This is a genomic window from Caballeronia sp. LP006 (assembly GCF_031450995.1).
GTDB lineage: Bacteria > Pseudomonadota > Gammaproteobacteria > Burkholderiales > Burkholderiaceae > Caballeronia.
In genome coordinates, this window is sequence record NZ_JARTVW010000005.1 from 1,530,820 (window position 1) to 1,551,666 (window position 20,847).

Consider the following 20,847-nt stretch of genomic DNA (forward strand, 5'->3'; position numbering starts at 1 on the left):
GCACAGGACGTGAAGGTGCCGGATATCGGCGACTTCAAGGACATTCCGGTCATCGAGATCCATGTGAAGCCGGGCGATACGGTCGAGAAGGAGCAATCGCTCGTCACGCTCGAATCCGACAAGGCGACCATGGATGTGCCTTCGCCCGCCGCGGGCACCGTGAAAGAACTGAAGGTGAAGCTGGGCGACAACGTCTCCGAAGGCAGCGTGATTCTGACGCTCGAAGGTCAGGGCGGAGGCGTGAGCGAAGTGCCGACCAAGCCGACGGCCGCGCAACCGCAGCCCGCCGAAAAGGCGAGCGCCGCGCCCGCGCCGAAGGCAGGCAGTTATTCGGGCAGCGCGGATGTCGAGTGCGACATGCTCGTGCTCGGCGCAGGCCCCGGCGGCTATTCGGCGGCGTTCCGCGCAGCGGATCTCGGCATGAGCACCGTGCTTGTCGAACGCTATGCGACCCTGGGCGGCGTGTGTCTGAACGTCGGCTGCATTCCGTCGAAGGCGCTGCTGCATACGGCGCTCGTGCTCGACGAAGCCAAGCATCTCGAATCGCACGGCATCACGTTCGGCAAGCCGAGCATCGATCTGGACAAGCTGCGCGGCTTCAAGGAAGGCGTCGTCAAGAAGCTGACCGGCGGTCTCGCGGGCATGGCGAAGGCGCGCAAGGTACAGGTGGTGACGGGCGTCGGTACGTTCGTCGATCCGAACCACATGGAAGTGCAGGGCGACGGCGGCAAGAAGGTCGTCAAATTCAAGAAGGCGATCATCGCGGCGGGTTCGCAGGCGGTGAAGTTGCCGTTCTTCCCGGACGATCCGCGCGTGGTCGACTCGACCGGCGCGCTCGAACTGCGTCAGATTCCGAAGCGCATGCTGGTGGTGGGCGGCGGAATCATCGGGCTGGAAATGGCGACGGTTTATGCGTCACTCGGCTCCGAAATCGATGTCGTCGAAATGCTCGACGGTCTGATGATGGGCGCCGACCGCGATCTCGTGAAGGTCTGGGAGAAGTACAACGCGAAGCGCTTCGCCAACGTCATGCTGAAGACCAAGACGACCAAGGCGGAAGCCAAGGACGACGGCATTTACGTGACGTTCGAGGGCGACAAGGCGCCGACCGAAGCGCAGCGTTACGACCTCGTGTTGCTGGCCGTGGGCCGCAGTCCTAACGGCGGGAAGATCGGCGCGGACAAGGCGGGCGTCGCGGTGACGGATCGCGGCTTCATCAACGTCGACAAGCAACTGCGCACGAACGTCGAGCATATTTTCGCGATCGGCGATCTCGTTGGCCAGCCGATGCTCGCGCACAAGGCTGTGCACGAAGGCCATGTCGCGGCGGAAGCGGCGCACGGCGAGAAGGCGTACTTCGATGCGCTGCAAATTCCGTCGGTGGCTTATACCGATCCGGAAGTGGCGTGGGCCGGCAAGACCGAAGACCAGTGCAAGGCCGAAGGCATCAAGTACGGCAAGGCGGTGTTCCCGTGGGCCGCTTCGGGCCGCGCGATCGCCAATGGTCGCGACGAGGGCTTCACCAAGCTTATTTTCGATGAAGCGACGCATCGCGTGATCGGCGGCGGGATCGTCGGATTGAACGCGGGCGATCTGATCAGCGAAGTGTGTCTCGCGGTCGAGATGGGCGCGGATGCCACGGACATCGGCAAGACCATCCACCCGCATCCGACCTTGGGCGAATCCATTGGCATGGCGGCGGAGTTGTACGAAGGCGTCTGTACGGACTTGCCGCCGCAGCGCAAGAAGTAAGCGGCCGCAAGAGGGTGTCGAGCGAAGCGCGCTTCTTCAAGGAAGCGCGCTTTTGCTTTTGAACTGCCTGCTCGAATGCGTGAAGCGAAAGCCGTTTTTCCGAACCAACAGACGACAAAAAACCCGGCGCGAGGCCGGGTTTTTCGTGATTCTTGCTTCGTCAACCGGGCGAACCCGGCTTCGAACTTACGCAACCGTCTTCTTGGCGGTGCGCGTAGCTTGTTCGGTCGCTTGCGTAGCGGCCTTCGTGGCGGCCGTGGCGGCTGCGTTGAAGTTGCTTTCAGCGATTTCGACAGCTTGCTTCGTTGCCTTGTGAACCGTTTCGTACGTCGTGTTGGCGGCGGTGATGGCCGACTTCATGACTGCGACTGCGGTTTCCGAACCAGCCGGTGCGTTCTTCGCGACGTTGTCGACGAGCGATTGCACCTTGCGGTTTTGCTCTTCGTACTGAGCTTCAGCAACGCGAGCGAATTCAGCCTGCGTGGACGACGCGATTTCATACAGATGACGGCCGTACGACAGAACCTTCTCGGCGACCGGCTGCGTGAGGCTTGCTTGCAGCGAGAGGAGTTCTTGTGCGTCCTTGACCGACAGCGCGCGCTGGGTGTTCTCCTGGCTTTCGGCCAGGGTGGACTTCACGACTTGCAGATTCAGTTCGACCAGCTTTTCGATACCTTCGAATGCCTTGTTCGTGAGGCCGAACAGCGTGTCGAAGTTAGCTTTTTGTGCGGCGGCAATTTGCTCGGGGGTCAACAGGGTCATCTCAGGCTCCTGATAGTCGACCCATCAACGCGGGTCGTGGTTTGGTAGATCCGGCGCGCCGTTGCGGCCGGTTACTGCAAAGTGCGATTGGTGCGTCGCAACATGAAGCCATTTTAGAGATATTCCGATAGATGTCAAGCGCTTTTTGTGCATTGCACAATAGGCCGAAAGATCTTGTTAAACAATGGCTTAAGTCAGATCGCAGCCGCATGCGCTGCTGCTTGGTGAAAACCCTATGCACCGCCGCAGGGCGTGGCGTTGCGAGACATTCCTAACCGGATAGGAGCGTTATGTAAGCACGCTAAGACGACAGAATCATGTCCCGTCGATGCGCATGCTGGAGACTCGCATCGGCAAGAAAGATGAGATGTTTCTGTAGTAAGTCCTATTTTTAGGATGACGCCGTACACCAAATTGTTGAAGAGACGTTAACATTTCGACTGTCGGTTGCGTTGTTGTTGTGTTGACGCCGCATCCGTCCACCGCACGCAGCCTTCTTCGAATTTTCGCTTCGCTGTCTTCCAGACCCGAATCCGCGATTCCTGGCTCAAGTTGCAGAAAGTTTTGCCGATAGTGCGCTTGTCGTCCCGCATAAAAGCGCACTGTTGGCAGCACTGCTGCAAAGCGCGATCGTTTTTTCCGATCAAAGCGCGCGTTGTGTAACGATAAGCAATCGTGGCTTACAACTCGGTTTAACGAGTGCCGATAAGTGCTTAATATTGCTTAAATTTCGTAGCTTCACTACACTTGGCGGTACTCTCCAGCCGCCCAATAGAACACTAATGAAAACCGAAATGTTTTCGTCGTTTAAGGTGGTTCATGGCGTAGCGCTGCGCTCCGCGTTGTCGATCGCCATTTCCATCGCCGTAGCGACGTCCTTTGCAGCGGCTCCGGCTGAAGCCCTCGCAAAAACCGCCACCGCAACCAAATCCGTCAAGAAATCCGCGAAGTCCACTGCTTCCGCCGAGAAGGCCGAAAAGCCTGCTCGTGTGGCGAAGACATCGGCGAAATCGGGCCGTGCCGCCCGCGTAGCCAAGGTCGCCGCCGAAGACGACGACGTACCCCGGGCTTCCCGCAAGCGTCGAGTGAATTACCGCATGGACCCGCGCTCGCGCCGCGCCGCAGTGCACTCGGTGGCGTATCAGCCGCGTGCCACCTCGGTCGGTTCGGCGTTCGGTCTGCATGAAACGCCCGACAGCCTGGCGCTGCGTTCGAGCGTGGCCTATGTGGTGGACCAGAACACGTCCGAAACGCTTTTCGACAAGAATTCGCGCGCGGTCGTGCCTATCGCGTCCATCACCAAGTTGATGACGGCCATGGTCACGCTCGACTCGCACTTGCCGCTCACCGACGAAATGACGGTGACCGACGAAGATCGCGATTACGAGAAGTTCACGGGCTCGCGGCTTGCCGTCGGCTCGGAGCTCAATCGCGAGGACATGCTGCATATCGCGCTCATGGCATCGGAAAATCGCGCGGCGGCCGCGTTGTCGCGCTATTACCCGGGTGGCCGGCCGGCTTTCATCGCGGCAATGAACGCGAAAGCGAAGTCGCTCGGCATGACCGACACGCATTTCGAGAACTCCACGGGTCTCACGAGCCTCAACGTTTCGAGCGCACGCGATCTCGTGAAGATGGTGAACGCGGCGTATCAATATCCGCTCATCCGCAAGTTCTCGACGGATCGCAGCTACGAAGTCTTCACCGGCAAGCGCAATCTCGCCTACAACAGCACGAACGCGCTGGTGCGTAATGCGTCGTGGGATATCGGTTTGCAGAAGACCGGCTTCATCAACGAAGCGGGCGAGTGCCTGGTGATGCAGGCAACGGTCAACGGCCGCCCGGTCGTGATCGTGCTGCTCGATTCCTACGGCAAGTATTCGCGTTTCGCGGATGCCGGCCGCCTGCGTTCGTTCCTCGATACGCTCGGCGAACCGCGCATCATGAGTGCGGACATGGGTAGCGGCACGAACCCCTAAGCACGTTTGAATAAGCAGAAAGCCGGATGGGTCTCTCGACCCGTCCGGCTTTTTGTCTTTGAAGCAGCGTGTCTAACGCAAGATTCAGCGCGATGCGGCTGCAACCGGCTCGGGGTGATAACCCAGCGAGCGCGAGATCTCCAGCGCCGTATGACTGAGTTGCTTGAGCCACGCGTCTTGGAGACGATCGGCCGGCGCCGACAACGACAAGCCCGCGACGAGCCGCCCGGTATCGTCGTAAATGCCCGCCGCGATACAGCGCACGCCCAGTTCGAGTTCTTCGTTATCGCGCGCGCAAGCCTGTTGCCGCACGAACGACAGCTCACGTTCCAGCTTCGACAGATCGGTGATGCTGTTCTGTGTGTGGCCCGAAAGACCCGTGCGCATGGCGTAGGCGCGCACGCGCGTGGTTTCGTCGGCGGCGAGGAAGAGTTTGCCGACCGAAGTCAGATGCAGCGGCGCGCGTCCACCGATCGCGCGAACGACCTGCATGCCGGAGCGTTCGGAATAAGCCCGCTCGATATAGACGATTTCGTCGCCCTGACGCACCGAGAGGTTGACCGTCTGTCCCGTTTGCCGATGCAGTTCGCGCATCGGCGGCATCGCGGCCTCGCGCACCGAAAGGCGCGCCTTGACCAGATTGCCTAGTTCGAGCAGACGCATGCCGAGCCGATACGTGCCTGGATCGGAGCGGTCCACCAGCCGGCACAGCACCATGTCGTTCAGGATGCGGTGCGCCGTGGAAGGATGCAGATCGGTGCTTTGGGAGAGTTCCTTCAGGCTGACGGGATCGGTGTGGCCGGCAAGCGCGTCCAACAGACGCATCATGCGTTCGATCACCTGAATGGAGGTTTTGGATTCCGGGTTCGTATCGCTCATCGTGGAAATCGGTTGATGCGTCAAACTACGGATGCGCAATTGTATCTCATAATGTGAAAACGCGGTCGGCGGTTGGGATTGCCCGAACCACCGCCGCTTCGCGGATAATCGGCGTGCGTCTTAGAAAATCGCGATAAAACAGGAAACGCTCCACCATGCAAGTCGGACTATTCGTCACGTGCCTCATCGATATGATGCGGCCGGAGATCGGCTTTTCGGTCATCAAGCTGATCGAGCGCGCGGGTTTTACGGTGAGCGTGCCGCCCGCGCAAACCTGCTGCGGCCAGCCCGCGTATAACTCCGGCGATCGCAGGCTTGCACGCGATCTCGCCGAAAAGACACTGCAGGAATTCGAACAATTCGACTACGTGGTGGTGCCGTCGGGTTCGTGCGGCGGAATGATCCGCGCGCATTACGGCGATCTCTTCCGCGACGATCCGCAACTCATGAATCGCTTCGCGCGCCTGCAACCGCGCGTCTTCGAACTCACCGATTTTCTCGTGAATGTTGCCAAGGCGCGCATGGAGCCCGGTGTGTTCGAAGGCGCCGTGACCTATCACGATTCCTGCTCGGGCCTGCGTGAACTCGGCGTGAAGGCGCAGCCGCGCGATTTGCTCGCACAAGCGGGCGTGCCCGTGACCGAGATGGCGGGCTGCGAACATTGCTGCGGTTTCGGCGGCACGTTCGCGGTGAAGTACGGCGACATTTCGACGGCCATCGTCGATGAAAAGTGCGCCAACATCAAAGCGAGCGGCGCGGCTACCGTCGTGCTGGGCGATCTCGGCTGCATGCTGAATATAGAAGGGCGCTTGAGGCGCACCGGCGACACGAGCACGCGTGTGCTGCATATCGCGCAAGTGCTTGCCGGCGACGCATCCGACTCCATCCGCAACTGACGAACGAGCGAGCCCATGCAAGTCCAGACGATGCACTTCAAGGCGCGCGCCGGCAGCAAACTCGCCGATGAGCGTCTGCAGCAGAACCTCACCAAGCTCTCGACCAAATTCGTGAGCGCGCGGGCGAGCGCGGTGCTCGATATCGACTTCGAGGCGACGCGCGCCGCGCTGAAGGAGCGCCGCAATCGCGCGCTCGACAACCTCGATGTATGGCTCGAAACCTTCGAACGCGAGGCGACGCGCCGTGGCGCGACCGTGCTCTACGCGGAATCGACGCAGGATGCCGCGCGGCTCGTCGCGGACATCGCGCGCGCGCATGGCGTGAAAAAGGTCATCAAGACCAAGTCGATGGTCTCGGAAGAGATGCAACTGAATCGCGTGCTCGGCGAAATGGGCGTGCAGTCCATCGAAACCGATCTCGGCGAATATATCCTGCAGATCAACGACAACGAGCCGCCGAGCCACATCATTGCGCCCGTGGTTCACAAAGACAAGGAGCAGATCGCCGATCTCTTCGCGAAGACGCACGGCAAGCCGCGTCTCACGGACATCCCCGACATGACCCGCGAGGCGCGCGAAGTGCTGCGCCCGCATTTCATGTCCGCCGATATGGGAGTGACGGGCGGCAACTTTTTGATCGCGGAAACCGGCTCGGTGGCAGTTGTCACGAACGAAGGCAACGAAGGCATGTGTACCGTGATGCCGCGCGTGCACGTCGCGGTGACAGGCATCGAGAAGATTCTGCCGACGCTCGAAGATCTCGCCACCGCAATGCGTCTGCTGCCGCGTTCGGCGACCGGGCAGACCATTTCCAATTACTTCTCATTGCTGACCGGCCCCCGCGCGACGGGCGAGCGGGACGGGCCCGAGCATATGTATTTCGTGCTCGTCGATGGCGGGCGCACCGGGCTTATCGGCGGCGAGTTTCAGGAGATGCTGCGGTGTATTCGCTGTGGCGCGTGCATGAATCACTGCCCGGTGTATCAAAAGGTCGGCGGTCATGCGTATGGCTGGGTTTATCCCGGACCGATGGGTTCGGTGTTGACGCCGGCTTATGTGGGCATCGACAAGGCGCTCGATCTGCCGCAAGCCGCAACGCTATGCGGCGAATGCAACAGCGTGTGCCCGGTGGGCATTCCGCTGTCCGACCTGCTGCGCAAACTGCGCGAAAAGCAGACCGAACGCCATCTGCGCCCCTGGACCGAACGCGTGGCGCTCGCCGTGTGGGGTTACTTCGCGCTTCGGCCAATTGCTTATGCGCTTTTTACGAAACTCGCCGTGCGCGTGCTTGAAGTCATGGGCGGAAAGAGAAAGACGATATCGCGGATGCCATTCGGCGCCGGATGGACCGAAACACGCGATATGCCCGCGCCGGTCGGGCGCACCTTCCGCGAACTATATAAGGCGAAAGGCACGCATCTCGGGTAAGCGTGTTTCCATGAAAGCGATGTGAAAAAAGCCGCGCCGGTTCGACCCGGCACGGCTTTTTAGCGCTCCGCGCAATCGACGCGTTATCCGCCGATCGGCCCGAGCGAGCTTCGCTGGTTGCCGCCGTGTCCGCCACCGCCACCGGCGCCACCGCCTTGATCGCCACCGCGATGGTAGCCGCCATTGCCGCCACCGTTTCCGCCAGGATTCGCGGCGGGCGCCTGCGGACGTCCCGGCGGGACGCCGCCGACGGCTCGCGGCAACGGCGCGCCGCCGCCTGCCTGTTGAGGCGGCGGTCCGCCCACCGGACGGCCTCCACCGGCTTGCGGTGGCTGACCACCACCCGGCTGATGTCCGCCGCCCGCTTGTTGCGGTTGATTATTTCCTTGCGGCGGGCGCCCACGCGGATAGTCCCCGCGATTCCAGTTGCCCGATGGCGGACGACGCCAGCCTGGACCGTCATCCCAATAGCGGCCGGGGCCAGGACCGTAGTAAGCGGGGCCAGGACCGGAGTAGTAGCCGCCGCCCACCGCTACGCCGGGCTGAACGACCACCGGCGCGCCGTACGCGTCGTAGCCATAGCCGGGATCGGCGTAGCCCGCGGCGGGATATCCGCCACCGTAGGATGATCCATCGGGATAAACCGCGCAGCCGCCTAGTACCAAAGCCGATGACGCGATCAAAAGTCCAGCAACTGCGGATTTCATGTCGTTGATTAGTTCGTTGCAGTGATAACAATAAGACACCCGGCGTGCTCCGATGTCCCCAAGAACTTTGTAAGGTTTTATGACGATTGGCCCGTTCTTGTTGCAATTTCAAAGCCGTGGGTTCGCTACCTTTCGTTGTCCGCCACGCAACGAAGCTTTGCTTTTCAGCGTCTTTTTAAGATGTCGGCGATTCCGTAAAATTCGATAGTCGCTTAGTGGGCATCATTCATGCGCTTGATGCGACGACGAACAGAGGTAATCCCATGAAAAAGACAATATCGACCTATTGGCCCGCCGCGATCCTGTTGCCGCTTGTACTGACGTTCTGCATGCACGCGGGCGAGCCCCGCTTAGCCGTCGAACGTCACGGGCGTTTGGGCGTGGCAAGCGTGAGCGCGGAATTGGCGCGCGCGATTTCCTACGGCTTAGTCGATGACGACGACGCAAGACCTAACGCGCCGGCACGTCCCGAATCGATATAGACGCCGGCGAAACGCCGCGCACAGGCCACAAAAAATGGCGCCCTTCGTGAGAAGGACGCCATTTTCTTTCGCAGCAAACGCGCGTGCAATGCCTTACTTCAGCACGCTCGCCACCGCGTTGGCGACGACATCGATATTGCGCAGATTCAGCGCAGCCACGCAGATGCGCCCCGTGCTGACCGCATAGATGCCGAATTCTTCCCGCAGACGGTCCACTTGCGGCGCGGTCAGGCCCGAGTACGAGAACATGCCGCGCTGACGGTCGACGAAGGAAAAGTCGCGATCCACGCCAGCGCCCTTCAGACGCTCGACGAGGCCATTACGCATGGCGCGGATACGATCGCGCATCTCGCCCAGTTCCTGTTCCCACAGCGCACGCAGTTCCGGCGATGCCAGCACGGCCGCGACCACCGAGCCACCGTGCGTCGGCGGGTTCGAATAGTTGGTGCGAATCACGCGCTTCAATTGCGACAGCACGCGCGACGACTCTTCCTTACTCGACGTGATGATGGACAGCGCGCCAACGCGCTCGCCATACAGCGAGAACGACTTCGAGAACGACGACGACACGAACACGTTCAGATCCGACGCGGCGAAGAGGCGCACGGCGGCGGCATCGGCTTCGATGTTTTCGCCGAAGCCTTGATACGCGATGTCGAGGAACGGCACGAGGTTGCGCGCCTTCACGACTTCGACGATCTGCGCCCACTGCGCGTCCGTCAAATCCACGCCGGTCGGGTTATGGCAGCACGCGTGCAGCACGACGATGGTGCCGGCCGCGTAGCCGTTCAGCGCGTCGAGCATGGCCGCGAAGTTCACGCCATGCGTCGCCGCTTCGTAATACGGATAGTTGACGACCTCGAAGCCCGCACCTTCGAAGAGCGCGCGATGGTTTTCCCAGCTCGGGTCGCTGATCGCGACTTTCGCGCCCGGATTCACGCGCTTCAGAAAGTCCGCCCCGATCTTGAGCGCGCCCGTGCCGCCCAGCGCCTGCGCCGTGACGATACGGCCCGAAGCGATCAGCGGCGAGTCGCGGCCGACGAGCAGCGTCTGGACGGCCGAGTCGTACGCGGCGATGCCGTCGATAGGCAGATAGCCGCGCGGCAGCGCTGCATCGACGCGTGCTTTTTCAGCTTCGCGAACGGCGCGCAGAAGCGGAATCTTGCCTTCTTCGTTGGTGTAGACACCAACGCCCAGATTGACCTTGGTCGGGCGCGGGTCGGCGTTGAAGGCTTCGTTGAGGCCCAGAATCGGGTCGCGGGGAGCGAGTTCGACGGCAGAGAAAAGAGACATGATCTATCGGCAGTGGAAGGAAGACGTGCGGCGGGAAGAACGATGCTTGGGCGCTCGAAAAAGCGGCGCGTGACGTCGTTGGCGGCGCGGTCGTGCGGGGCGCCCCCTCGAAGCCCAGTCGCATATTGTATCGAATCCGGCGCTGCATTTCGGATCGAGCGTTATTCTATGTACGCGCTTTTTTCTCGCGAGCAAGAATAAGCGCATGGGCGCTGGCCGGTTGAACGCCTTGTCCGGCATGCGCGCAAGCCTCGATTGGACGGCATCGACGGAACAGCGCGGAGCCTTGCGCGCCATTGCTTGACTTCCACCCAACGGTCCCAACCTCCTCGATTCCGCCTCCGTGAGGCGGCCCGCGCCACTTTCGCCGCAGCCGCTAGAATAGGTGTTTGCTCCGGCGCCGACTTAGAAGATTCCCCTCTCCATGTCCGATACCCTTATCGAAACGCCCGACGCACTGGACGAATCGAAGTTCGCCACGTTCGAAGGCTCGCCGTTTCAGCTCTATCAGCCGTATCCGCCCGCGGGCGATCAGCCCGAGGCCATCAAGACGCTCGTCGAGGGCGTGGACGACGGTCTCTCGTTCCAGACGCTGCTCGGCGTGACCGGCTCGGGCAAGACCTTCACGATGGCCAACGTCATCGCGCGTCTGGGCCGGCCCGCCATCGTTTTCGCGCCCAACAAGACGCTCGCCGCGCAGCTCTACGCCGAATTCCGCGAGTTTTTCCCGCGCAACGCGGTCGAGTACTTCGTCTCGTACTACGACTATTACCAGCCGGAAGCGTATGTGCCGCAGCGCGATCTCTTCATCGAGAAGGATTCGTCGATCAACGAGCATATCGAGCAGATGCGGCTCTCGGCGACCAAGAGCCTGCTCGAACGCCGCGACGTGGTGATCGTGGCGACGGTGTCGGCCATTTACGGTATCGGCAATCCGTCCGAGTATCACAAGATGATCCTCACGCTGCGCGTAGGCGACAAGCTCGGCCAGCGCGATGTCATCGCACGGCTGATCGCCATGCAATACACGCGCAACGAGGCGGATTTTCAGCGCGGCTCGTTCCGTGTGCGAGGCGACACCATCGACATCTTTCCGGCGGAACACGCGGAAATGGCGGTGCGAGTCGAATTGTTCGACGACGAAATCGAGTCGATGCAGCTTTTCGATCCGCTCACCGGCCGCGTGCGCAACAAGATTCCGCGCTTCACGGTGTATCCGTCGTCGCATTACGTGACGCCGCGCGACACCGTCATGCGCGCGATCGAAACCATCAAGCTGGAACTGCGCGAGCGGCTGGAGTTTTTCCATAGCCAAGGCAAACTCGTCGAGGCGCAGCGGCTCGAACAGCGCACGCGCTTCGACCTGGAAATGCTGCAGGAACTGGGTTTCTGCAAGGGCATCGAGAATTACTCGCGGCATTTCTCGGGCTCGGCGCCCGGCGAACCGCCGCCGACGCTCGTCGACTATCTGCCGCCCGACGCCATCATGTTGCTCGACGAGTCGCACGTGCTGATCGGCCAGTTGAACGGCATGTATAACGGCGACCGCGCGCGCAAGGAAAATCTCGTCGATTACGGTTTCCGGATGCCGTCCGCGCTCGACAACCGGCCGCTCAAGTTCAACGAATTCGAGCGCAAGATGCGCCAGGCCGTGTTCGTCTCCGCGACGCCCGCCGACTACGAACAGAAGAAAGCGGGGCAAGTGGCCGAGCAACTCGTGCGGCCGACAGGTCTCGTCGATCCCGAAATCGAGGTGCGGCCCGCGCGCTCGCAGGTCGACGACGTGCTCTCCGAGATCAACGCGCGCGTCGCGGTGCACGAACGCGTGCTTGTTACCGTGCTCACCAAGCGCATGGCCGAACAACTGACCGAATTTCTCGCCGATCACGGCGTGAAGGTGCGCTATTTGCACAGCGATATCGACACGGTCGAGCGCGTGGAAATCATCCGCGATCTGCGGCTCGGCACGTTCGATGTGCTCGTCGGCATCAACTTGTTGCGCGAGGGTCTGGATATTCCTGAAGTGTCGCTCGTCGCCATTCTCGACGCGGACAAGGAAGGCTTCCTGCGCGCCGAGCGCTCGCTGATCCAGACAATCGGACGGGCGGCGCGCAACGTGAACGGCAAGGCGATCCTCTACGGCGACAACATGACGGACTCGATGAAGCGCGCCATCGACGAAACCGAGCGGCGCCGCGCCAAGCAGGTGGCGCATAACCTCGAGCGGGGCATCACGCCGCGCGGAGTGGAAAAGCGCATCAAGGACATCATCGATGGCGTCTACAACGCCGACGACGCGCGCGCCGAACTGAAGGAAGCCCAGACGCGCGCGAAGTTCGAGGACATGACCGAGAAGCAGCTCGCGAAGGAAATCAAGCGGCTGGAAAAGCAAATGATGGATCACGCCAAGAATCTCGAATTCGAAAAGGCGGCGCAGACCCGCGACCAATTGGCGCTGTTACGTCAACGCGTGTTCGGCGCGAACGTGGGCGATCACATCACCGGCATCGGCGGAAAGTAAGGCGAAAGAAAGAAAGTTTTCATCGTTCTGTCTCAAGCGACGCGGCGAGCCGGAAGGCGCACCGCGTTTTTTATCGGCCGCGAATGGACCGCGAGTTGGCTGCAAAGCCCGCCGGAGCCTTGCCGCAGCAGGCTTTTGTAAGCCCGCGCTAATTTGTCCCGAGTGGTGAAGGGTGCTAAACTGACGAACATTGAGAATGGTTCGTATTAACGTTTTCCAGATTCTGGAAGCGGTTTTCTGCTTCGCGCTAACGAACCGGCACCACAGTCATTTTTTTGCGCCGGCGCGTTTTTTTTTAGAGCGCCGGAGTTCGGTGGAAAAGGCGCGCGAATGTCACGCGCGCCATCGATAACAACAGGAGTGTTTGATGGGTTCAACGTTGATGCGCGGCCTCGTTGCCGCCGCAGGCCTCACGGCGATGATGGCGGCTTCCGCTGCTGAGTATCCGATCGGCAAGCAGCACATCGAAGGCGGCATGGAAACGGGCGCCGTCTATCTGCAGCCAATCACGATGGCGCCGGAAGGCATCATGCGCAAGGCATCGGATTCGGACATCCACCTCGAAGCGGATATTCACGCGGTCAAGAACAACCCGACCGGTTTCGCCGAAGGCGACTGGATGCCCTATCTGAACGTGACGTATGAACTCACGAAAACCGGCTCGACGCAGTCGGTCAAGGGCGACCTGATGGCGATGGTCGCAAGCGACGGCCCGCACTACGGCGACAACGTCAAGCTCTTCGGTCCGGGCAAATATCACCTCAAGCTGCATATCTCGCCGCCTTCCGAAACCGGCCACATGGCGTTCGGCCGTCACGTCGACAAGGAAACCGGCGTGGGTCCGTGGTTCAAGCCGTTCACGATCGAATACGACTTCCCGTTCGCGGGCATCGGCAAGAAGGGCGGGTACTGAGCTCGCGCACGGCGTTCGCGCGTTCCGGCAGGCGTTTGCAGTTCGCTGCGCCGCCGGACGCGTACCAATCAGGAAGTCCGCATGAAATTGAAAAGCCAGCTGATGGCGATGTTGCTCTCGGTCGCAGCGGGTCTTGGCGTGGCGCACGCCGCCGATCTGCCGACGTTCAAGCTCGAATTGAACGACGGCAAGCTGAACCCGGCGCGCATCGAAGTACCGGCGGGGCAGCGCATCAAGATCGAAGTGCATAACGTCGGCAAGGGCGCGGCCGAGTTCGAAAGCGTGCAGTTGCGCAAGGAGAAGGTGCTCGCGCCGGGTGCCGATTCGTTCGTGGTGATCGCGCCGCTCGATCCGGGCGAATACAAGTTCTTCGACGACTTTCATCAGACCGCGCAAGGCGTGATCGTCGCCAAGTAAATGTCTGTGCCGCGCGCGTGTTTCGGTGCGCCCGCGCGGGCAAGTGAAGCAACGCAAAGGGGTTCAAATGGGGCAGGTACTTTTCATCGTCTGGCGTGAGAGCGTCGAAGCTTTGCTGGTCGTCGGCATTCTGTACGCATGGCTGAAGAACGGCGACCAGCAGGCGCGTCGCGGCCTGCCTTATCTGTGGTTCGGCGTGGCTGCGGGGCTGGTTGCCGCCATCGCGCTGGGCGCCGCGCTCATCGGCTTCACGGAAGTGCTGTCCGGCAACGCGCAGGATTACTTCCAGACCGGCATGGTGCTGATCGCGTGCGTGCTCATTGTGCAGATGGTCCTGTGGATGAAGCGTCACGGCCGCACGCTCAAGCGCGACATGGAAAGCTCGCTGCAAAAGAGCACGCAGGACGGACAGTTCTGGGGCATCGCGGTGCTGGTTGCGCTGGCTATCGCGCGAGAAGGCAGCGAGACGGCCGTGTTTCTGTATGGCGTAGGCTTCGGGCAATCGGGACACGTCGATGCTTCGCAATATCTCGCGATCATCCTCGGCTTCGCGCTCGCGCTCCTGACGTTCTACGTGCTGCAACTCGGCGGCAAGATCTTCTCGTGGCGCTCGTTCTTTCGCGTGACCGAAATCATGCTGCTGTTTCTCGCCGCCGGCCTCTTCGAGACGGGCGTCGACAAACTGATCGACATGGAAGTGCTGCCGGTCATCGTCAATCAGGTGTGGAACTCGTCCGCGCTGCTCGACGACTCGAGCACCTTCGGTTCGCTCGTTGCCACCCTCACGGGTTATCGCGCGCATCCGGCGGGCATGAACCTGGTTGCCTACGCGGTCTACTGGATCGTGATCTATCTTCTCCTGCGCCGTTCCAATCATCAGATGGCGCAAAAACAAAAGGCGGCGAGCCGTCCAGCATGAGCTCTGTTCTGCAACGACCCGGCCGGCTGCAACAGGCCGGTCAATGGATGCAACGGCACGGCAACGCGATCCGCGGAATTCAGTGGGTCGTGGTTGCCGTGTACGCGTTTCTGATTCTCGTGCCGGCTGTCATGCCGCTGCCCGATGGCTCGGCGCATTTGTGGAATAACCTCACGCTTGCCGCGCAGTTCGTGTTCTGGGGCATCTGGTGGCCGTTCGTGCTGCTGTCGATGGTCATGCTCGGCCGAGTGTGGTGCGGTGTGCTGTGTCCGGAAGGCGCGCTCACCGAGTTCGCGAGCAAGTTCGGCCGCGGCTGGGCGATTCCGCGCTGGATGCGCTGGGGCGGCTGGCCGTTCGTCGCATTCGGACTCACGACCATCTACGGGCAGATGGTGAGCGTCTATCAATATCCGAAAGCGGTGCTGCTCGTGCTCGGCGGCTCGACCGTGGGCGCGATGATCGTCGGCGTGCTGTATGGCCGCGAAAAGCGCGTGTGGTGCAAGTACCTCTGCCCGGTAAACGGCGTGTTCTCGCTGCTCGCACGGCTTGCGCCGTTTCACTACAAAGTCAGCGAAGACGCGTGGCGCCGTTCGTACAAGGAAGGCGAGCACGGGCATCGGGTGATTCCGATCAACTGTGCGCCGCTCGTGCCCCTGCGCAAGATGGAAGGCGCCGCCGACTGCCATATGTGCGGCCGATGCAGCGGCCATCGCGATGCCATCGCGCTCACGTGGCGCTCGCCGTCGGAGGAAGTGGTCGAGCTCGGCAACAAGGCGGCGAATCCGTGGGACACGGCGCTGATTCTGTACGGCTTGCTCGGCATCGCGATCGGTGCGTTCCACTGGACCGTGAGCACATGGTTCGTCGATCTCAAGCAGATCTTCGCGAGCTGGCTGATCGATCACAACATCCTCTGGCCGCTCGATACCAACGCGCCGTGGTTCCTCTTCACGCATTATCCCGAGCAGAACGACGTGTTCTCCTGGCTCGACGGCACAATGGTGATCGGCTATATCGTCGCAACGGGTCTCGTCTACGGCACGGCGCTGCTCGCGCTGCTGGCGCTCGGCACGCGCATGCTCGGCAAGATGAACGCGGCGCGGCTGCATCACCTGACGCTCTCGCTGATTCCGCTCGCGGGATGCGGCGTGTTTCTCGGCTTGTCGGCGACCACGGTCTCGCTCCTGCGCGCGGAGCATCTGCCGCTGTGGTGGGTGACGGACCTGCGCCTCGGGCTGCTTGGCGTCGCCAACTTGTGGAGCGCCTGGCTCGCGTGGCGCGTCACGGCTCGTTATTCCTCGACGCTTGTTCCGCGCGCACTCACGATGGTATGGTTTGTCGCGGCGCTCGCCGTCGCGGATAGCGCCTGGTATCTGATGTTCTGGGGCTTCAGCCGATAACGCCATTAGGTGAGAATCAAGTGAGAACCAAACCCGTACTGACCGACGAAGACGTCCTGCTGATGGCCGCCGCCGCCGAGGCGCACGCAAAGGCGCACAACTGGAACGTGACCATCGCCATCGTCGATGACGGCGGGCATCTGCTGCATCTGCATCGGCTCGAAGGGACGGGCGCGAGCACGGTCGAGATGGCGACTGGCAAGGCGCGCACCGCCGTGCTCGGCCGGCGCGAAACGAAGGTGTACGAAGACACGATCAAGCAGGGCCGCACCGCGTTTCTGAGCGCGCCCATGACGGCCATGCTCGAAGGCGGCGTGCCGATCTTCGTCGGAACGGATATCGTCGGCGCGGTGGGCGTGTCGGGCGTGAAATCGGATCAGGATGCATCGATCGCGCGGGCGGGCATTGCGGCGCTTGGCATCGAAAACGTCTGAAGCGAGAACGTCCGAAGCGCGCGTTCGAATTTTTGCCATAGCCCGCGCAAAATAAAAACGGCACGCCTTCGCATTGAAGGCGTGCCGTTCGATCAAACAAAATGCATGGCCTCGTTCGGGCACATGACATCGGCGGGAACCAAAAAAAGCGGCTTCGCTTGCTATCGACGACTGGCTGGTGTTTGCACGAAGGGGTCTAAATTCTCGCGTGCAAGTCGTCCTCGCTGGCTAAGGCCAAACACCTCTTTGGCGAGGTGGTCCCCACAATACACGGTACTGCTGTTCTGCCTTACCTCTTTGCCGCTTACTTCGTCAGGATCAGCTTGCCCAGACGCGTCGCGCGCAACTGATAGGTCTCCCCGTTATGCACGATCGCGATATGACTGCGTCCCTGCAGTAACGTATCGCTGCGCAACGAACGATCGCCGGTTGCATCGGCTGAATCCGTCGATGTCGTCGATGCCCGCACCGACGTCACGGCAGCCGTCTTCGGGCGCGTGATGGCTGCATCGCGAACTGCCGGACGGCGAAGCCTGAGCGTGGTGGATCGCAGCGTGTCGGTCATGTCGTTTGAGTGCGTTCGTTGATTCGATGGGTCTATAGTAAATGATAACTATTCCTATTTGCAACTAGAGTTTCCTATGGGTGCGCGGCCGTCATAGCCGCGCTTCATGTAGTACTTGAACTTTCTAGTGCAGCGGCGTTTCGTCGTGGCGACCGTGCGCATACTGGCGAATCAGCCGCACCGTGTCGATATCCGATTCCCGATAAGCTGACTTGACGATCTCTTTGGTCTGGCGCTCATCAGGCGTCGCGTCGTCGTTTTCGGGCAGGGTGGTGCTGTACGTGAACCGCAGAAACAGTTGCAACTCGTCGGGCTGCTCGATCGCCATGGTCAACGAGCCGCCGACATGTTCGGCAGTCGGCAGGATGTCGTAACGCACGCTGCTATCCGGTGTGAGCGTGACGCGGTCCCGCACCACGGCCTGACCGTAGTGCAGCTCGCGCTCCATGACATCGCCTTCGCGCGAGAGGATGTCGCAGCTATCGAGGCCGAGCACGAAAAGTTGCGGCTGCTCGGCGCGCAGCACGAGTCCTTCCCACAGTTGTTCGCGCGTGAGCGACTCGACGAGCGGATTGGTCGGATCGTTGATCTGGATGAGATGTTCGAAATTCAAAACGACGTTTCCCTGGATAGTTCGATGTACCCGTGCGGGCTGTTTTCAGGAAGTCAGGAAGCGAGCCCCGAGTCGATGCGCACCGCTCCGGACAGAACCTTGTGCATCGGACACGCATTGGCGATTTGCAAGAGGCGTTCCCGCTGTTCGGCATCGAGCGCGCCCGTGAGCGCGATCTGCCTGTCGATGATCGTGCCGTCCGCCGTGCTCTTCATCGACAATTCGACGTGCACCGCTTCGAGCGGCCAACCCTTGCGCTTCGCGTACATGCGAAGCGTGATCGAGGTGCACGCACCCAGGCTCGATAGCAGCAGCGACGCGGGCTCCGGACCGGTATCCGCGCCGCCGAGGCTCGCGGGTTCATCCGCGACCCAGCCATGCGTGCCGTCGCGCAATTGCACCTGATAGTCGGCAGCGCCGATGCTGGCGGTCACGGAAGATCCGGAAGACATGCGTCGCTCCTATGAATGGCGATGTACGGCAAGAATAGCGGCGCGAATGAGAGCGGCGCGGCACGAACGGTCAGCACGAACGGTCATTGTGACGCAATGCGCCCGTTCGTGCCGCGCCGTTTCATCGTGCCGATACGGTTCAGCGATGAATACCGCTCGGTGTGCCTAATGCGTGATCGCGCCCATGCGGCCTGTCTGATAGTCGGTCACGGCCTGGCGAATTTCATCTTCCGTGTTCATGACGAAAGGACCGTAGCGCACCACAGGTTCCTTGAGCGGCACGCCGCCGATGAGCAACACTTCGACGGGTTCATCGCCGGCGGCGAGGATGATCGTGTCGCCATCGTCCTTGAACGAGATCATCTGCTGCTTGCGCACCGGTTGACCCTGCGGCCCATAGAGACCGACGCCCGACAACGGATATGCGAACACGCGAAAATCCCGCGGCACGTGATGCTCGACTCTTGCGCCAGGTTGCAGCGAAAAGTGCTGATAAAGAATCGGCGTACGTGTTTCGATGGCGGCCTTCACGCCGAGCGCTTCGCCCGCGATGACCTTCACGCGCACCTTGCCGTCGTCGCTCGTCGCGACGGGAATCTGCGCCGACGCGATCTCTTGATAATGCGGCGTCGTCATCTTGTCGCGCTTCGGCAAATTCACCCACAGTTGCAGGCCGTGCACGCGGCCGCCGCGTCGCGTGAATTCCTCGCCAGGCATTTCGCTATGAATAACGCCCGCGCCGGCGGTCATCCACTGCACGTCGCCCGGACGTAATGTGCCGGAATGGCCGGCCGAATCCTTGTGACCGAACTCGCCTTCGAGCATGTAGGTGACCGTTTCGAAGCCCCGATGCGGATGATCCGGCGCGCCCTTGGCTTCGCCCGGAGCGTAATCGGTCGGGCCCATTTCATCGAGGAGAAGGAACGGGTCGAAGTCCATCAGAAGACGCGTCGGAAACGGGCGATGCACAACGAATCCGCCGCCTTCAACCGTGCGCGTTGCGGGAATGATGCTGGAAATGGTACGGCTCATGATCGGAATGCCTCGCGTCACCAAAAGGGAAATAGCGATATTTGTAGAACGTGGGGATATTATATGTGCCGGATTTAGCGATAAAAGACCTCGTGGCGCAATGGATTGTCCCGCCACGGATAACGAACTCGAACGAACCGAACGTCCCATGAAAGTCGATTCGCACGATCTGAACGATCTGATGTACTTCTCGCACGTCGTCGAACACGGCGGTTTTTCGGCGGCCGAGCGCGTGCTGGGCATCTCCAAGTCGCGCTTGTCGCGGCGCGTGTCGGAGCTGGAGGCGTCGCTAGGCGTGCGCCTTTTGCAGCGCTCCACGCGCAAGCTTGCGCTGACCGAGGCGGGGCAGCTTTTCTATCAACACTGTCAGGCAATGCTCGTGGAGGCGCAGGCCGCCGTCAACGTGGTGCAAAGCCTGCGTGACTCACCGCGTGGCACGGTGCGCGTGAGCGTCCCGGTGACCATCGCGCAGACGTTTCTGTCGGCGGTGATGCCCGACTTCATGCATCGATTCCCTGAAGTGCGGGTCGTGCTGCGCGTGACCAATCGTGTGGTGGATCTGTTCGAAGACGCGATCGATGTCGCCTTGCGCGTGCGCTCCGAGCCGCCCGTGAGTTCGAACGTGGTCGCGCGCCCGCTGTGGCGCACCGAGCAGATGCTGGTCGCCGCGCCTTCGCTTCTCAAATCGAACGCGCCACCGATGACCGCCGCCGAACTCGCGCAATACGACACGCTCGATGTGCCATCGGCGGATGGCCGCCATGTGTATCGACTGATCGCGCCCGATGGCACGCGTCACGAGTTCGAGCACGAGCCGCGTCTCGTCACCGCCGATCTCTCGATGATCCGCGAAGCCGTCATGCGCGGCGTCGGCATCGCGGCGCTGCCCGAGATGATGTACGGCGCGCCGCTCAGAACCGGCCAGCTTTCGCCCGTGATGCCCGGCTGGACGTTTCCGTCGCCGCAACTCTATGCGGTTTTCCTGACGCGGCAGGGCATGGTCCCGGCCGTACGGGCGTTCGTCGATTTTCTGGTGGAGTCGATCGAAGGCGGCAAACGCTTCCCCGGAGAATGTCCTGTCAACGAACAGCCGGAACGCGAAACGGTTTGATCGCAATCGGCGCGCGGCATCATTTATGTCATTGAAGCGCGCGCTTGCGATGGACAGATTCAATCGCCGAAACCTTGTTTGCGGGAATGGCCGGCGTTATATTGAAATTCCTTTCGCTAAGGAGCTTCTTATGCGGAAACTGACGGCTACTCTGATAGTTAGCCTGATAGGGCTGATCGCGCTGTCCGTGTCAACGACGGCTGCCGCATGTGGCGATTCTTCCGGCTCGGGCTATTCGAGTCCCAAGTAATTGCCTTGCCCGAATGCGCCGAGTGCGCAATAAAAAAGGCCT

The 20,847-nt window shown here is 61.3% G+C and carries 20 protein-coding genes; 12 read left to right on the forward strand and 8 right to left on the reverse strand.

The genetic code is table 11. The features are described from left to right. Window positions 1–9: 9 nt before the first annotated feature. Window positions 10–1,752 (forward strand): dihydrolipoyl dehydrogenase, encoded by a 1,743-nt coding sequence (gene lpdA / locus P9250_RS23715; RefSeq protein WP_309845202.1) that lies wholly within the window; start codon window positions 10–12, stop codon window positions 1,750–1,752. Between the two features lie 186 nt (window positions 1,753–1,938). Here the strand turns inward: lpdA and P9250_RS23720 are convergent, their stop codons facing one another. After that, window positions 1,939–2,514, reverse strand: coding sequence for a phasin family protein (locus P9250_RS23720; RefSeq protein WP_244827602.1), 576 nt, complete (start codon window positions 2,512–2,514; stop codon window positions 1,939–1,941). A 782-nt stretch (window positions 2,515–3,296) separates the two neighbouring features. On the opposite strand from P9250_RS23720, the gene pbpG reads away from it, so the two are divergent. After that, window positions 3,297–4,493 (forward strand): D-alanyl-D-alanine endopeptidase, encoded by a 1,197-nt coding sequence (gene pbpG / locus P9250_RS23725; protein WP_244827603.1) that lies wholly within the window; start codon window positions 3,297–3,299, stop codon window positions 4,491–4,493. Window positions 4,494–4,577: 84 nt separating this feature from the next. On the opposite strand, the gene P9250_RS23730 is transcribed toward pbpG, so the two are convergent. Further along, a complete protein-coding gene (locus P9250_RS23730) occupies window positions 4,578–5,372 on the reverse strand; it encodes an IclR family transcriptional regulator (protein ID WP_244827604.1) in 795 nt (264 codons plus the stop codon). A gap of 155 nt (window positions 5,373–5,527) precedes the next feature. Between P9250_RS23730 and P9250_RS23735 the strand changes: the two genes are divergently transcribed. Further along, window positions 5,528–6,268, forward strand: coding sequence for a (Fe-S)-binding protein (locus tag P9250_RS23735; RefSeq protein ID WP_310395502.1), 741 nt, complete (start codon window positions 5,528–5,530; stop codon window positions 6,266–6,268). A 15-nt stretch (window positions 6,269–6,283) separates the two neighbouring features. Continuing rightward, a complete protein-coding gene (locus tag P9250_RS23740) occupies window positions 6,284–7,696 on the forward strand; it encodes a lactate utilization protein B (protein ID WP_310395504.1) in 1,413 nt (470 codons plus the stop codon). Between the two features lie 83 nt (window positions 7,697–7,779). Here the strand turns inward: P9250_RS23740 and P9250_RS23745 are convergent, their stop codons facing one another. After that, window positions 7,780–8,403, reverse strand: a complete 624-nt coding sequence (locus P9250_RS23745; RefSeq protein ID WP_244827607.1) for a hypothetical protein — start codon at window positions 8,401–8,403, stop codon at window positions 7,780–7,782. A gap of 263 nt (window positions 8,404–8,666) precedes the next feature. Here P9250_RS23745 and P9250_RS23750 point away from each other — a divergent pair, with 263 nt between their 5' ends. Next, window positions 8,667–8,885, forward strand: a complete 219-nt coding sequence (locus P9250_RS23750; RefSeq protein WP_310395506.1) for a hypothetical protein — start codon at window positions 8,667–8,669, stop codon at window positions 8,883–8,885. A 93-nt stretch (window positions 8,886–8,978) separates the two neighbouring features. Here the strand turns inward: P9250_RS23750 and P9250_RS23755 are convergent, their stop codons facing one another. After that, the gene (locus tag P9250_RS23755; RefSeq protein WP_244827609.1) at window positions 8,979–10,178 is read right to left on the reverse strand and encodes an amino acid aminotransferase; all 1,200 of its coding nucleotides are present in this window, start codon (window positions 10,176–10,178) and stop codon (window positions 8,979–8,981) included. Window positions 10,179–10,602: 424 nt separating this feature from the next. Between P9250_RS23755 and uvrB the strand changes: the two genes are divergently transcribed. The 6 genes from uvrB (at window position 10,603) to P9250_RS23785 (ending at window position 16,782) form a co-directional block, all read left to right on the forward strand. Continuing rightward, on the forward strand, window positions 10,603–12,699 hold the full coding sequence (uvrB, locus tag P9250_RS23760; protein WP_244827610.1) for an excinuclease ABC subunit UvrB: 2,097 nt from the start codon (window positions 10,603–10,605) through the stop codon (window positions 12,697–12,699). Between the two features lie 367 nt (window positions 12,700–13,066). Then, a complete protein-coding gene (locus P9250_RS23765) occupies window positions 13,067–13,612 on the forward strand; it encodes an iron transporter (protein WP_370652099.1) in 546 nt (181 codons plus the stop codon). 81 nt (window positions 13,613–13,693) lie between these two features. Next, the gene (locus tag P9250_RS23770) at window positions 13,694–14,029 is read left to right on the forward strand and encodes a cupredoxin domain-containing protein (protein ID WP_250464342.1); all 336 of its coding nucleotides are present in this window, start codon (window positions 13,694–13,696) and stop codon (window positions 14,027–14,029) included. A gap of 67 nt (window positions 14,030–14,096) precedes the next feature. Next, window positions 14,097–14,948, forward strand: coding sequence for an FTR1 family protein (locus P9250_RS23775; RefSeq protein ID WP_244827613.1), 852 nt, complete (start codon window positions 14,097–14,099; stop codon window positions 14,946–14,948). Next, window positions 14,945–16,348, forward strand: a complete 1,404-nt coding sequence (locus P9250_RS23780; protein ID WP_244827614.1) for a 4Fe-4S binding protein — start codon at window positions 14,945–14,947, stop codon at window positions 16,346–16,348. The genes P9250_RS23775 and P9250_RS23780 overlap by 4 nt, the downstream gene beginning before the upstream one ends. A 20-nt stretch (window positions 16,349–16,368) precedes the next feature. After that, the gene (locus P9250_RS23785) at window positions 16,369–16,782 is read left to right on the forward strand and encodes a heme-binding protein (RefSeq protein ID WP_244827615.1); all 414 of its coding nucleotides are present in this window, start codon (window positions 16,369–16,371) and stop codon (window positions 16,780–16,782) included. 304 nt (window positions 16,783–17,086) lie between these two features. On the opposite strand, the gene hemP is transcribed toward P9250_RS23785, so the two are convergent. From hemP to P9250_RS23805, 4 genes are all read right to left on the reverse strand, one after another. Continuing rightward, window positions 17,087–17,347 carry a hemin uptake protein HemP gene (hemP, locus tag P9250_RS23790; RefSeq protein WP_244827616.1) on the reverse strand — a complete coding sequence of 87 codons (261 nt, stop codon included), beginning with the start codon at window positions 17,345–17,347 and terminating at the stop codon, window positions 17,087–17,089. Window positions 17,348–17,471: 124 nt separating this feature from the next. After that, window positions 17,472–17,960 (reverse strand): SRPBCC family protein, encoded by a 489-nt coding sequence (locus P9250_RS23795; RefSeq protein WP_244827617.1) that lies wholly within the window; start codon window positions 17,958–17,960, stop codon window positions 17,472–17,474. Between the two features lie 53 nt (window positions 17,961–18,013). After that, the gene (locus P9250_RS23800; RefSeq protein WP_244827618.1) at window positions 18,014–18,412 is read right to left on the reverse strand and encodes an OsmC family protein; all 399 of its coding nucleotides are present in this window, start codon (window positions 18,410–18,412) and stop codon (window positions 18,014–18,016) included. A gap of 165 nt (window positions 18,413–18,577) precedes the next feature. Continuing rightward, entirely contained in the window at window positions 18,578–19,444 is an 867-nt protein-coding gene (locus tag P9250_RS23805) for a pirin family protein (RefSeq protein WP_250508859.1), read from the reverse strand. A gap of 148 nt (window positions 19,445–19,592) precedes the next feature. Here P9250_RS23805 and P9250_RS23810 point away from each other — a divergent pair, with 148 nt between their 5' ends. After that, entirely contained in the window at window positions 19,593–20,555 is a 963-nt protein-coding gene (locus tag P9250_RS23810; RefSeq protein WP_250464354.1) for a LysR family transcriptional regulator, read from the forward strand. Window positions 20,556–20,847: the final 292 nt, after the last annotated feature.